Genomic DNA, 13104 nt, shown 5'->3' with positions numbered 1-13104 from the left:
TCGCCCTCGTCGGGCAGGTACACCATGGCGGCCGACCCGCCGACGGCCAGCTGCGCGTTGGCCACGAAGCTCTGGGTGACGGTGTTGGTGATGGAAGGGGCGAGGGGGTTTTCGGCCCGCACGGCGGCGACGGCACGGGCCATGGATGCCCGCAGGGCGGCCTCGTCACCGTCGGGGAAGGTGGGGGGTGTGGCGGAATGGGACGACTCGGCCATGGCGGCTCCTCTCCGGAAGCCGGGCCCTGCAAAGGCGAGCGGGCGCCTTCTGCAGGAAGCGCCCGGTGCTTGAAAGCGTGCTCCCTACGACAGTGTTAGCTGACAGGTTCAAAGGGTTGGGCCCATGGGCCCTCTCAACGAAGGGGCCGCCCTGGGCGCTGGACGGCGCGGCCCAGCGGGTCGCGCGGGCGCTGTGCGGTTTCTTCGTACCCCTGCATGGGTATCAGGGTAGCCCATGGGCCCCGTGCTATGATGGGCACCATGGACGAATGGATGGAAAAAGCGGACGCGTCGGTCATGATGGCCATGAGCGGCGGGGTGGACAGCTCGGTGGCGGCGCTGCTGCTGACCGAGGCCGGCTGTCGGGTCACGGGCGTGACCATGAAGCTCTTCGGCGCCGATATGCTGGAGCCCGATTGCGATTCAAGCTGCTGCTCGCTCGATGATGTGGAGGACGCCCGGGCCGTGTGCCGTCGTCTGGGCGTGCCGCACTACACCTTCAACTTCGGGGATCTGTTCGGCGAGGCGGTCATCGGGCGGTTCTGTAACGCCTACCTGGAAGGCACCACTCCCAATCCCTGCATCGACTGCAACCGCTTCCTCAAGTTCGAGGCCTTGCAGCGGCGCCGTCGCGAACTGGGGCTCGATGCCGTGGCCACGGGCCATTACGCCCGTCGCGCCTTTGACGAGGCCACGGGCCGCTGGCAACTTCTGCAGGCCCGGGATGCGGCGAAGGACCAGAGCTATGTGCTGTACCACCTCATCCAAGATTCCCTGGCCCATATGGTGTTCCCCTTGGGCGACCTCACCAAGCCCGAGGTGCGCGCGTTGGCCCGGACCCACGGTTTCGGGAATGCCGAGAAGGCCGAGAGCCAGGACATCTGCTTCGTGCCCGACGGTGACTACGCTGGCTTCATCGAGCGACGTTGCGGCGTAGGTGCCAACGACGGGGCGGCCCGCGTGAATGCGGTGCAAGTTGGGGAAAGGGCGCGAACGGCGGAAGACGCCTCGGCGGCTAGCTCGGGCGCGACGCTGCCGGCGGCCTTCCAGCCTGGCGAGATCGTGGACCGCGCGGGACGGGTGCTTGGCGAGCATCGCGGGCTCATCCACTACACCGTGGGCCAGCGCAAGGGCATCGGCGTGGCGGCCTCCGAGCCGCTCTACGTGTTCGCGAAGGATGCGGCGGCCAACCGCCTGGTGGTGGGTGGTGCGGCTGAGGTGCAGGTAGCGGGCGTGGTGGCCCGCGACGTGAACTTGATCGCCGTGGAGCGCTTGGAAGGCCCGCGATCGGTATCGGTGAAGACCCACTACCGCCAGCGCCCCGTGGCGGCCATGGTGGATCAGACGGGCGACGATGAGCTGCGCGTGGTGTTCGCCGAGCCCCAACGGGCGGCTGCACCCGGCCAGGCGGTCGTGCTCTACGACGGCGACGTGGTGGTGGGCGGCGGTACCATCGCCGGCTGCTTTTAGGGCCGCCTCCGACCCACCGCCGGCGCGCCCTCTACAGTCCCGCCAGGCCGATCTGGTAGCCTTCCACGAACAGGCTCAGCTTCTCGATGTAGCGCTGGGCCAAATCGGACAGTTGGCGCTCGTTGTGCACGATGTAGCCCACGCGCATGAGTTCCTTGGTCTGCAGCGGCACGCTGGCAATGCCCGTGTGCATCTCGCTCGACAGCATGCCGGTGGAGATGGTGTAGCCGTCGTGATGGGCCAACAGATTCGACAGCGTGCCCCGGTCGCTCACGGCGATGCGCTTGGCGTGGGGCCGTTCGGCGAAGGGCTCCTCGGCGTAGAAGAACGAGTTGGCATTGCCCTGCTCGAAAGCGTAGCGCGGCCAGGGGGCCAAATCGTCCAGAGTGACCTCGGCCCGCTCGGCCAGAGGATGGCTTGCGCTCACGAAGATGTGGGGCTGGGCGGAGAACAGCAGGTTGAACGAGAGGTTCGCGTCTTCCAGGGCATGGCCGATGACGCTCTCGTTGAACGACGACAGATAGAGCACGCCCAAATCGCTGCGGAAATCGCGCACGTCCTCGATAACCTCGGCGGTGCGGGTCTCGCGCAGGGAGAAGTTGTAGGCGTCGTCCTCGTATTCCTCGGCCAGCTCCAAAAAGGCCTCCACGACGAAGGCGTAGTGCTGGGAGGTGATGGCGAGGCGCTGGGCCTGGTTGCTCCCATCGCCGCGGCCGGAGTAGCGCTGGGCCATGAGATCGGCCTGCTCCACCACTTGCCGCGCGTAGCCGAGCAGCTCCACGCCATCGCTCGTGAGCGTGATGCCGCGGTTGGAGCGCTCGAAGATGGTGACGCCGGTCTCGCGCTCGATGTCGCGCACGGCCACCGACAGGCTCGACTGCGACACGTAGAGCGTGTGGGCCGCGGCGCTGATGGAGCCGTGGCTGGCAATGGCGATGAGGTAGCGCAGCTGTTGGAGGGTCATGGGGTGCTCCGTAAAGTCTAGGAAGTTTCTGGGAATTATATACCCCGTTGGAGGTGCACAGGCACGGGAACCGCCCAGTGGCGCGGGGAATGTTGGCGCGGCGGCCATCGAAAACCCCTATGGCCCCCTCGGTTGACGGGGTCCTGTTGACAGGTACGATGGGCCCATCAAAAGTGATTGCGGCTCTGTCCGGTCGGAGCCGGCGGGTATCCTGGTTCGCTCAGACGGTCCTCGCTTGGTGGAACAGTCCGCTGGACTGTTCCAGTCGCTGCGGAACTCGCTCGGTCAGGACACCCGCCGTCTCCTCTACGCTCAACCACGGTTGAGTGACGTGGGCTACAACTGAAAGGACTTTCCATGAACGTGCACAAGAGCATTGCCGAGTTGATCGGTCACACGCCCCTGGTGGAGCTGACTAACTACGAGCGGGCCCACGGCGTGCCGGCCACGCTGCTCGGGAAGGTGGAGTCCTTCAACCCCACCGGCTCGGTGAAGGACCGCGCCGCCCTCTCTATGATCGAGGCGGCCGAGGCCGCCGGGCTCATCGACGACGAGACCGTGCTCATCGAGCCCACGTCCGGCAACACGGGCATCGGTCTGGCGGCTCTGGCGGCTGTGCGCGGCAACCGCATCATCATCACCATGCCCGAGACCATGTCCCAGGAACGGCGCAACCTTATGCGGGCCTACGGGGCCGAGCTCGTGCTCACCGAGGGGGCCCGGGGCATGCAGGGGGCCATCGCGAAGGCCGATGAGCTGGCCGCCGAGATCCCGAACTCGTTCATCCCCTCCCAGTTCACCAATGCGGCGAACCCTGCCGTGCACGAGCGCACCACGGGTCCCGAGATTTGGGAGGACACCGACGGGACGGTGGACATCCTCGTGGCCGGCGTGGGCACCGGCGGCACGCTGTCGGGCACGGGGGCCTATCTGAAGGCCCAGAATCCCGCGATCCAGGTGGTGGCCGTGGAGCCGGCCGGGTCTCCGGTGCTGTCCGAGGGCCGCGCCGGCTCCCACAAGATCCAGGGCATCGGCGCCGGGTTCGTGCCCGAGACGCTGGACACCGCCATCTACGACGAGGTGCTGGCCGTCACCGACGAGGAGGCCTTCGAGACCGGCCGCGAGCTGGCGGCCCGGGACGGCCTGCTCGTGGGCATCTCGGCCGGGGCTGCCGTGGCCGCGGCCACCAAGGTGGCCGCCCGCCCGGAGAATGCCGGCAAGACCATCGTCGTCATCCTGCCCGACACCGGCGAGCGCTACCTGTCCACCGCCATGTTCAACGGCGAATAGGGCAGCGCAGCACGGCGCTCTCGGCTCGCGTGAACCCGCGGCACTCTCGGCCCCGAGCCCGTCGTTTGACGGACGCGAGTCCCTCGGCCCGGGCTCGCCCTAGGCGTAATCTTCCAGAATGTCGCGAAGATAGGCGGCGTATTCCTCGGCTAGATCGCTCGGGGCCTCGATGCGCATGCCGCGGCCGAACTGGGCGAGCCATCCGAAGAATACCGGGCTCGGCGCCACGGTGACGTAGACGCGGGCCCATCGCTCATCGACGGCCGCGCTCTCCACGTCCTTCCCGAAGCGGTCCAGCACGGCGCTCATGACCGGCTCTTCCACGAGCAGGGTCACCCGTCGCGTCGCGCCCCCGAACATGGAGAAGGTGCGGGCGCTGTAGGCATCGGCATCGAAGGTGGCGATGGCCGTGTTGCGCACGGCCGGCGTATCGGTGAGGCGCAGCCCCTGCATGCGATCCACGCGGTAGGCGGGGAAGCTTTCGTGCTTCTCGTTGTAGGCGATGAGGTAGTAGCAGCCCTCGGAGTATATGAGGCGCACCGGTGTCTCCCGGTAGAGTCGCCCGTCCTTCTGGGCCACGGGCCGCTTGTGGACGTCGTGCTTCACGTAGCGGAAGGTCACCTGGCGGCGCCGGCGCAGGGCCTCGTGGATGGTGTCCACGTGGTGGAACACCGATTCGTTCTGCATGGTGATGCGGCCCTCTACGTGCACGTTGCGGGAGAGGACCTGCTCCTGGTGGCACGAGCCGAGGGAGGCGATGCCCCCGACGAGGCGGTTGGCCATGCGCCGGGTGAGGAAGCGCGAGGACTGCACCGCGTCCACGAGCAGCATGAGCTCGGCCTCGGAGAAGGTGCGGCTGGCCAGGGCGTAGCTCACGGGGCGGGTGGGCAGTTTCTCGATGGCGAGGCCGAAGGAGCGCAGGGTTTCCAGATCGCGGTAGATGGATTTGCGCTCGGCATCTACGCCGCGCTCGGCGAGGCCCTCGATGAGCTCCGGCGTAGTCAGTCCGTGGGCCTCGTCGGTCTGCTCGTAGAGCATCTGCATCAGATAGAGGAGCTTCAATTTCTGGTGCTCGCTGCCCATGGGTACCTTCCCTTCTCACCACAATCTGCAAACCGCTCTGTGACAAAGGCGCTCAGCGAACGGGATTGCCGCCATCCGCTTTCTAGAATAGATGCCGTAGCACATTCTAAATCCTTCGAGAAGCGAGGTGTTCCCGTGACTGCAACAAACGCGAATTCCACGGCCCCTTTGGCGGGCATCAAGGTCATCGACTGGACTGAGGTTCAGTCGGGCCCCTCCTGCACCCAGTTTTTGGCGTGGATGGGCGCCGAGGTCATCAAGATCGAGCGCCCGGGCGGCGACCCGACCCGTACCGAGCTGCTGGATATCGCCGATTCCTGGAGCCTGTACTATCTTCAGCTGAACGCCAACAAGAAGTCCCTCACCCTGAACGTGAAGACGCCCGAGGGCAAGGAGATCCTGACCAAGCTGCTGAAGGAGGCCGACCTGTTCGTGGAGAACATCGGTCCGGGCGACGTGGAGAAGATGGGCTTTGGCTGGGAGCAGGTGCACGCCATCAACCCGCGCTGCATCATGGCCTCGCTCAAGGGCTTCAACCAGGGCTCGCGCTTCGCTCATGTGAAGGCCTTCGAGCCTGTGGCCCAATCGGCCGGCGGCGCCGCCTCCACCACCGGTTGGAACGAGGGCGACTTCAACGTGCCCACCCAGTCCGCTGCGGCCCTGGGCGATTCCAACACCGGCATGCACTTCCTCATCGGCATCCTGTCGGCACTGCTGCAGCGCGAGCGCATGGGCGAGGGCTGCTACGTGTACCAGTCCATGCAGAATGCCGTGCTGAACCTGTGCCGCATCAAGCTGCGCGATCAGCTGATGTTGGACAACCTGGGTGCCCTGCCGCACTACGAGGTGTACCCGAACTTCGATTGGGGCCGCGCTATCCCGCGCGCCGAGAACACCGAGGGCGGCCAGGTCATCGGCTGGTGCTACAAGGCCAAGGGCTGGGAGACCGACCCCAACGCCTTCGTGTATATCGTCGTGCAGAACTCCGACAAGGCCTTCAAGATTTTGGCCGAGGCCATCGGCAAGCCGGAGCTGGCGACCGACGCCCGATTCACGCCGTGGCAAAACCGCCAGCTGCACAAGCAGGAGCTGTACCCGATCATCGAGGAATTCACCAAGCAGTACGACAAGTTCGAACTGACGGATAAGCTGGGCGCGGCCGGTGTGCCGGTGGGCCCGGTGCTCGATTGGTACGAGATCGAGCACGACCCCGACCTGACCACCGACGGCACTATTCCCGAGATCGACCAGGGCGGTGCCCGCGGGAAGTTCAAGACCATCGGGTTGCCGTTCACGATGTCGAACTTCAAGCCGGACTACCAGCGCGCTCCCGACCTGGGCGAGCACAATGCCGAGATTCTGGAGGGTTTGGGCTACACGGCCGATCAGGTGCAGCAGTACACCCAGGCCGGTGTCCTGGAAGCGCCGACGACACCGCACAACGCAGCCGTGCAGGTGATTAAGAAGTAAGCTGGGCCGTCTGGCTTTTGCGGAGTGTTTCGCTCCAGCGAAAACGAGCCGCCCGCACCAAGCGCCGGGTTCCCTTTCGGGGCCCGGCGTTTTGCATATTTGCTGAAGTTCGCCGTAAGTTCGGTTATAAGAAAACCGCTTTTTACAGGGCAAGGTAGCCTTGGGGCCATGAGCAATCGACTGCAAAACAGAATTGGGAAACGCATTCGGGATATTCGCATATCCAAGGGCGTGTCGCAGTCGCAGCTGGCGCTCATGACCTCCATGACCAAGTCCTATATGAGCGAGATCGAGGCCGGTAAGAAGAACCTCACCCTGCGCACACTCCAGAAGATAGCCACCTCGCTCGGCATTACCCTCGAGGATATTTTCCGCGGCATGTAGTCTGCGCGGCTCCGGCATCTGCGGTAGTCCTCGGGCGATCTGCGCTGTTCGGAGATACTATTTTTGGCCCACGCTGCACCTGGTTGATTTGCGTCGCCCGGGCAGCCCCCATTGCTGGCGATCGAGGACTTTTCCGAAGACAAGTTGCCTGGTGAGAGCCTCTTTTGGGAGGTCTCTAACGTTTTGTGTTAATAAGGCGATATTTTATGGCGGTCAACGCATAAATGCGGATGAGAAATGATCGAAAATAGCTAAAATATCACGCAATGAGGGGAGCCCAAGATGAGGTTCGGCCATACCATCGTGGAGCACGAACCGTTCTCCATTCCCATGATCGGCAATACGGCGACGGGTGCGGTTATCGGCCTGACTCCGGAGGGCCGTACCCTGTGCCACCGCATGTTCACCGAAGATGTGCCCGACGAGGTCGTTGCCGCCGTGGACGAGCGCCTGTTGGAGCATTTGCGCCGCGGCGGTTTCGGCGAGGAGGCGCGCACCGGTGAGGAGCCGACGCTGCAAACGGCCTATCTGCACGTCACCCATCGCTGCAATCTGCGCTGCGTTGGCTGCTATTCCGCGGTAGACGGCCGCAACGAAAAGGACGACCTGCCCTTGGGGACGATGCTCGAGATCGTGGATCGTTTGGCGGCTGCGGGCGTGATACGTCTGGTCATTTCCGGCGGCGAACCGTTTCTGCGCGACGATTTGGCGGCCATCGTCGCCGGGGCCAAGGAAGCCGGCATCGAGCAGGTGGACGTGCTCACAAACGGCACGCGGGTGACTGGGGAAGCGCTGGAGGCCCTGGCGCCATGGGTGGATTGCATCTCGGTGTCCTTCGATGGGGCCGATGCCCGCGCGGTGTCGGCTATCCGGCGGGAGAATCGCTTTTCGGCGTTGGTGGAAACGGTCAAGCGCATTCGGGCCGCGGGCGTGCGGGCCCATATCATCCCGACTATTCACCGGGGCAACGGAGATGCCATGGGCTCCTACTGCGCCTTGGCCGATGAGTTGGGGGCGACCATCAACTTCAGTCTGCTCTCGGCCCCGGCCGATGGGGGAGAGCTTGCTGCGGTGCTGCCCGACGAGGAAGCCTTGGTCGCCCTGGCCCGAGCCACCTTGGGTCTGGCCTCGGGCGGGGTGCCGCTGCTGGCCGATACGCCGGTGAGCACGGGGCTGTGCACGACAACGGGCTGCGGTGCGGGCTGCTCTCTGGTGAGCGTGTCGGCCGATGGGGAGGTGTTCCCGTGCCACCTGCTGCACGACGAGGCCTTTTGCGCGGGGTCGCTGCGCGATGATCCGACGTGCTTGGAACGGCTCCGCCGACCCGCGCCGCCTGTGGACGAGCTGGCCCCGTGCGGTACCTGCGAGATTCGCTACCTCTGCGGAGGCGGCTGTCGGGCCCGCGCCTACTTCGCCACGGGCGACGTGGGGGCCCGCGATCCCTATTGCACCCTGATGAGGACGTTCTACCGTCTTCTCTTTCAGGCCATGATGGGAGCCGAGACGGGAAAGGAGGTGTGAGCCATGCTGTTTTATGGAGAGCCTGCCCCGCTGGACATTTGCGTGACGATTGGTCCCGTGAGCCCGTGCATCCGGGTGGGAGCGTAGCAGCGAGGATGCGGTAACTGGGAGAGCGCCTACAGAGAAAAGAGCTTACGATGGTATCGAATACTGATGAGATGAACTTGAAGTGCGCACTCGGCAAAGCGCAATCGAGATGCAGGCTGATTAGAACGGCTTGCATGGTTTTCGCTGGTGTCTATGCGCTTATTTGGGTCGCTGCAACCGTGCTTGCTCTTATGGGCGGCAATGGCACGGGTTCTGCCTCAGCGGTGCTCTACTCCGTTCTCCATGGCGCTCTCTTTCTCGCTATGCTCCTGGTTTTCATCGCTCTTTTCGGTGACGTAATTGCCCAGGGCACCCCTCTGTCCGTTAAGCAAGCCGATCGGCTTCGCTTGATCGCCTTTCTCGCCCTCGCTCTCTTTTTCGTTGATTTTGCCTTCGATATTGTGGCTGTATATCAGGTGTCTGGGCCGCTTGGTGCGACCTTTGATATAAATGGAGGAGAATCAGCAAATACGATCAACCTCAATGCGGGCATGCTGGTGTTCTCTGGTATCATGTATTCGTTGTCGGCAATTTTTCGCTATGCGGCATTGCTACAGCAGTTAAGCGACGATACCGTATGAAGGCTGTCCCATGCGCATTATTTCCAGGCTTGATCGGGTGATGGCGGACCGCAAAATGTCCGTGAACGAGCTGTCTCGTCGTATCGAGATTTCCCCGGTGAACATCTCCCGCATTCGCACGGGCCGTATCAAGGCCATCCGCTTCTCCACCATGATGAAGATCTGCAAGGAGCTTCACTGCCAGCCCGGCGATCTTTTCGAGTTCGATCCCGACGGCGTTGACCCCAACGCCGAGCAAGGTGACGCGGAGGAGTAAACCCTTCCCGATGAGCCGAATCGAGCCCCCTCAAAGGAGCGAAGGGGCTCTTTTGTCATGCCGTAGTTCCTAGGCCTCGGGCTCGTACACCCTCACGGTGCGCTCTAGCTCGGTGTATTCGCGGGCGAGGTCTTTGGCCAGCTCGCTGTGGAGCATGCGCGCCCGGCGCGGGTCGCGGGCGAGCAGCGAGGTGAAGCGGTCCTGGCGGTTGAGGAAGTCGTCCAGGTGGCCGTCGGGGGCCTGGTAGTCTACGGTAAGCGGGTCGGTGCCGGCCGCCGCGCGCTGGGGGTTGAAGCGGAACAGCGGCCAGTAGCCGGCCTCCACGCCTTCCCGGGCCACGCGCAGGTTGGTGCTCATGCCGCCCTTGATGCCCCAGCTGATGCACGGGCACAGGGCGATCACGATGGAGGGGCCGTCGTAGGCTTCGGCCTCGCACAGGGCGGTAATGGCCTGCTGCCGGTTCGCCCCCAGGCACACCTGGGCCACGTACACGTACCCGTACTGCATCATCATGCGCCCCAGATCCTTGCGGGGCGTGGGCTTGCCGTCCATGGTGAAGCCGGACACGCTGGAAAGTTCCGTGGCCTTCGACATCTCGCCGCCGGTATTGGAATAGCCCTCGGTGTCCAGCACGAGCACGTTGATGTTCTCGCCCGAGGCCAGCACCTCGTCAAGCCCGCCGAAGCCGATGTCGTAGGCCCAGCCGTCGCCGCCGACGGCCCACACGCTCTTGGTGCCGAACATCTCCCCGTAGTCGAGGATCTCGTCGGCCAGGGCGGCCGCGGGGCTTTCGGGGGCCAGGGAGCGCCGTTCCGCGTGCAGGGCCGTCTGGGCGGCCTGGCCCGCCTCGTAGGCCAGGCCGCTGTCGTCGGCCACGGCGAGCCAGCTGCTCAAGAGCGCGGTGGTGGCGGGGGAGAAAGCGGGGCCGGTTGTATCTGCGGCAGCGGGCGACGGCGCGGCCGGCTCGCTCGATGCGGGTTCCCCTGCGGCCGGTTTGCCGAGGGCCCGCTTCACGAGGTCGGTGAGGTGGCGCCGGCGCACCATGACGGCCTTGGCGATGCCGTAGCCGAATTCCCCGTTGTCCTCGAACAGGGAGTTTCCCCAGGCCGGGCCATGGCCGTTCGGCTTCACGGTGTAGGGCATCGAGGGCATGTAGGCTCCCCAGATAGAGGAGCAGCCCGTGGCGTTGGCGATGATGAGGCGCTCGCCGAACAGCTGGGTGAGCAGCTTCACGTAGGGGGTCTCGCCGCACCCGCCGCAGCAGCCGGAGAACTCCAGCAGCGGCTTCTGCAGTTGGGTGCCGGGAACGGAGTCGGCGGGCACGCGGTCGTCTTTCAGGCTGATGTTGGCCTCGGCGAAGGCCAGGTTGGCCTTCTGCTCGGCCAGCTGGCTGGTCACAGGCTCCATGACGAGGGCCTTGCCCGGGGCGGGGCAGTTATCGGCGCAGCTGCCGCAGCCCACGCAGTCTTCCGGGTACACCTGGATGCGGAAAGCCATGCCCTGAAGCTCCTTGAGCCGGGCCGGCTTGGTGGCGAAGGTCTCCGGCGCGCCGGCCAGCTCGCCGGTCTCGGCCACGTAGGGGCGGATGGCGGCGTGGGGGCACACGAGCGAGCACTCGTAGCATTCCACGCACTTGGTCACGTCCCAGCGGGGAATCTCGTAGGCCACGCGGCGCTTCTCGTAGGCGGCCGACCCCGGGGGCACGATGCCGTCGGGGCTTAAGGCCGACACGGGCACCTCGTCGCCGTGCAGGTGGTCGAGGGGGCGGAAGATGCGCTCGATGAAGCTGTCCTCGCCGGGAACCGACCCGAGCCGCACGGCCGGGGCCGCACCGGTGCCGGCGGCGTAGTCGCCGGGAGTGTCGTCCCCGTCGGAAGCAGTGGCCCAGCGCTTCGGGTAGCCGATTTTCACCAGGCAATCGGCGGCCTCGTCGATGGCCGCCTGGTCGCGGGCCACCACGTCGGCGCCCTTAGAGGCGTACAGCCGGGCCACGCTCTCCTTCAGCTGGTCTAGGGCCTCGGTGAAGTCCATGACGGCGGTGAGGCGGAAGAACACCGCCTGCATGATCATGTTGATGCGCGGCCCCAGGCCGTGCTTGGCGGCCAGGGCGGCGGCGTCGATGACGTAGAGGTCGGCGTGCTTGGCGGCCAGGCCGCGGCGCAGGGCGGCGGGCAGCGACGCGTCCAGCTCGCGCACCGTGGTCCAGGGGGCGTTCAGCACGAAGGTACCCCCATCGCGCAAACGGTCGAGGAGGGGATAGCCGCGCTGGACGTAGATGTCCTTGTGGCAGGCCAGGTAGTCGGCCTCGGTGATGAGCCAGGGCTGGCGCACCGGGGTAGTGCCGAAGCGCATGTAGGAGATGGTGAGGCCGCCGGATTTCTTCGAGTCGTACCAGGAGTACTCCTGCACGAAGCGGTCGGCGCGATCGCTCACGATGGCCGCGGCCGCCCGGTTGGCGCTCACAGTGCCGTCGCTGCCGAAGCCGTAGAACACGGCCTGGGTGAGCTTCTGGGTGGGGACCGGCGCGTAGGGGGCCACGGGCAGGGAGAGATGGGTCACGTCGTCGGTGATGCCCACAGTGAAGCGGGGCAGCGGATCGGGGGCGGCCATGGCGTCGAAGACGGCTTTGGCCATGGCCGGGGTGAACTCCTTGGAGGACAGCCCGTAGCGGCCCCCGATGACGCGCACGCCGGGACGGCCGGCGGCCACGGCGGCCTGCACGTCCAGAAACAGCGGCTCGCCGAGGCTGCCCGGCTCCTTGGTGCGGTCCAGGGCACAGACGATCTTCGCGGTAGGCGGCAGGGCGGCCAGCAGGTGCTCGGCGGAAAACGGCCGGTAGAGGCGCACCTTCACGAGGCCCACCTTCTCGCCGGCGGCGCAGCGGTCGGCCACGACGGCCTCAACGGTGTCGCAGCTGGAGGCCATGGTGACGATCACGCGCTCGGCATCGGGGGCGCCCACGTAATCGAACAGGTGGTACTGGCGCCCGCACACCTTCGCCAGTCCGTCCATGGTCTTCTGCACGATGGCGGGCAGGGCGTCGTAGGCGCGGTTGGGGGCCTCGCGGTTCTGGAAGTAGATGTCGGGGTTCTGGGCCGTGCCGCGGATGGCGGGATGCTCCGGGTCCATGGCGCGGTGGCGGAAGGCGCTCACCGCTTTCCAATCCACCAGCGGGCCCATGGCCGCCGGGTCGATGACGTCGATGGTCTGCACCTCGTCGGAGGTGCGGAAGCCGTCGAAGAAGTGCACGAAGGGCAGGCTGCCCTCGATGGCCGCCAGATGAGCCACCCAGGAGAGGTCCTGGCACTCCTGCACCGATGCGCTGCCCAGCATGGCCACGCCCGTGGCGCGGGTGGCCATGAGGTCCTGGTGGTCGCCGAAGATGGACAGGGCGTGGGTGGCCAGCGAGCGGCAGGTCACGTGGAACACGGCCGGCAGCAGTTCCCCGGCCACCTTGTACATATTGGGAATCATGAGCATGAGGCCCTGGCTGGCCGTCATGGTGGTGGCGAGCGCGCCCCCGGCCAAACAGCCGTGCAGCGCTCCGGCCACGCCCTTCTCAGATTGCATCTCCTTCACCACCACGGGATGCCCGAAGAAGTTCTCCCGCCCGGCCACGGCCCAGGATTCCACGGTCTCGGCCATGTGCGATGCCGGCGTGATGGGGAAGATCATGGCCACATCCGACAGCGCGTAGGCTGCGCTCGCCGCCGCCTCCATTCCCGTGACCGCCTGGCGATGCGGCACCGCCGCCTCATCCGTGCGCTGCGTGTCCATGGACGC

General features: G+C 65.7%; 11 protein-coding genes. 7 read left to right on the top strand and 4 right to left on the bottom strand.

What is annotated here, in order from left to right; translation table 11 throughout:
- On the bottom strand, window positions 1–215 hold a 215-nt coding region (locus ACTOXK_RS06500; RefSeq protein WP_482279877.1), incomplete at its 3' end, for a hydroxyethylthiazole kinase.
- A 273-nt stretch (window positions 216–488) separates the two neighbouring features.
- Between ACTOXK_RS06500 and ACTOXK_RS06495 the strand changes: the two genes are divergently transcribed.
- Complete coding sequence (locus tag ACTOXK_RS06495; RefSeq protein WP_482276860.1) at window positions 489–1685, top strand: MnmA/TRMU family protein; 1197 nt, start codon at window positions 489–491, stop codon at window positions 1683–1685.
- Between the two features lie 31 nt (window positions 1686–1716).
- On the opposite strand, the gene ACTOXK_RS06490 is transcribed toward ACTOXK_RS06495, so the two are convergent.
- The gene (locus ACTOXK_RS06490) at window positions 1717–2649 is read right to left on the bottom strand and encodes a LysR family transcriptional regulator (RefSeq protein ID WP_482276859.1); all 933 of its coding nucleotides are present in this window, start codon (window positions 2647–2649) and stop codon (window positions 1717–1719) included.
- Window positions 2650–3006: 357 nt separating this feature from the next.
- Between ACTOXK_RS06490 and cysK the strand changes: the two genes are divergently transcribed.
- The gene (cysK, locus tag ACTOXK_RS06485) at window positions 3007–3939 is read left to right on the top strand and encodes a cysteine synthase A (protein ID WP_482276858.1); all 933 of its coding nucleotides are present in this window, start codon (window positions 3007–3009) and stop codon (window positions 3937–3939) included.
- A gap of 99 nt (window positions 3940–4038) precedes the next feature.
- Here the strand turns inward: cysK and ACTOXK_RS06480 are convergent, their stop codons facing one another.
- Entirely contained in the window at window positions 4039–5022 is a 984-nt protein-coding gene (locus tag ACTOXK_RS06480; RefSeq protein WP_482276857.1) for a helix-turn-helix transcriptional regulator, read from the bottom strand.
- A gap of 135 nt (window positions 5023–5157) precedes the next feature.
- On the opposite strand from ACTOXK_RS06480, the gene frc reads away from it, so the two are divergent.
- The 5 genes from frc (at window position 5158) to ACTOXK_RS06455 (ending at window position 9321) form a co-directional block, all read left to right on the top strand.
- Window positions 5158–6492: a formyl-CoA transferase gene (frc, locus tag ACTOXK_RS06475; protein ID WP_482276856.1), complete on the top strand. Its 1335-nt coding sequence runs from the start codon at window positions 5158–5160 to the stop codon at window positions 6490–6492.
- A 168-nt stretch (window positions 6493–6660) separates the two neighbouring features.
- Window positions 6661–6876, top strand: a complete 216-nt coding sequence (locus tag ACTOXK_RS06470; RefSeq protein WP_135970915.1) for a helix-turn-helix domain-containing protein — start codon at window positions 6661–6663, stop codon at window positions 6874–6876.
- A 282-nt stretch (window positions 6877–7158) separates the two neighbouring features.
- Window positions 7159–8397: a radical SAM protein gene (locus ACTOXK_RS06465; RefSeq protein WP_482276855.1), complete on the top strand. Its 1239-nt coding sequence runs from the start codon at window positions 7159–7161 to the stop codon at window positions 8395–8397.
- A 137-nt stretch (window positions 8398–8534) separates the two neighbouring features.
- The gene (locus ACTOXK_RS06460; protein WP_482276854.1) at window positions 8535–9065 is read left to right on the top strand and encodes a hypothetical protein; all 531 of its coding nucleotides are present in this window, start codon (window positions 8535–8537) and stop codon (window positions 9063–9065) included.
- A 10-nt stretch (window positions 9066–9075) separates the two neighbouring features.
- A complete protein-coding gene (locus tag ACTOXK_RS06455; RefSeq protein WP_482276853.1) occupies window positions 9076–9321 on the top strand; it encodes a helix-turn-helix domain-containing protein in 246 nt (81 codons plus the stop codon).
- A gap of 69 nt (window positions 9322–9390) precedes the next feature.
- Here ACTOXK_RS06455 and nifJ read toward each other — a convergent pair whose 3' ends face one another.
- On the bottom strand, window positions 9391–13098 hold the full coding sequence (gene nifJ / locus ACTOXK_RS06450) for a pyruvate:ferredoxin (flavodoxin) oxidoreductase (RefSeq protein ID WP_482276852.1): 3708 nt from the start codon (window positions 13096–13098) through the stop codon (window positions 9391–9393).
- Window positions 13099–13104 lie beyond the last annotated feature (6 nt).

The sequence above is a fragment of the Adlercreutzia sp. genome (genome assembly GCF_056795635.1).
This window is presented reverse-complemented; position numbering and strand designations above follow the sequence as displayed.

Coding starts and splice junctions, on each gene's coding strand:
- ACTOXK_RS06495 (WP_482276860.1), top strand. CDS start 489: ATGGAAAAAGCGGACGCGTCGGTCATGATGGCCATGAGCGGCGGGGTG.
- ACTOXK_RS06465 (WP_482276855.1), top strand. CDS start 7,159: ATGAGGTTCGGCCATACCATCGTGGAGCACGAACCGTTCTCCATTCCC.
- cysK (WP_482276858.1), top strand. CDS start 3,007: ATGAACGTGCACAAGAGCATTGCCGAGTTGATCGGTCACACGCCCCTG.
- nifJ (WP_482276852.1), bottom strand. CDS start 13,098: ATGGACACGCAGCGCACGGATGAGGCGGCGGTGCCGCATCGCCAGGCG.
- ACTOXK_RS06470 (WP_135970915.1), top strand. CDS start 6,661: ATGAGCAATCGACTGCAAAACAGAATTGGGAAACGCATTCGGGATATT.
- ACTOXK_RS06460 (WP_482276854.1), top strand. CDS start 8,535: ATGGTATCGAATACTGATGAGATGAACTTGAAGTGCGCACTCGGCAAA.
- ACTOXK_RS06490 (WP_482276859.1), bottom strand. CDS start 2,649: ATGACCCTCCAACAGCTGCGCTACCTCATCGCCATTGCCAGCCACGGC.
- ACTOXK_RS06455 (WP_482276853.1), top strand. CDS start 9,076: ATGCGCATTATTTCCAGGCTTGATCGGGTGATGGCGGACCGCAAAATG.
- ACTOXK_RS06480 (WP_482276857.1), bottom strand. CDS start 5,022: ATGGGCAGCGAGCACCAGAAATTGAAGCTCCTCTATCTGATGCAGATG.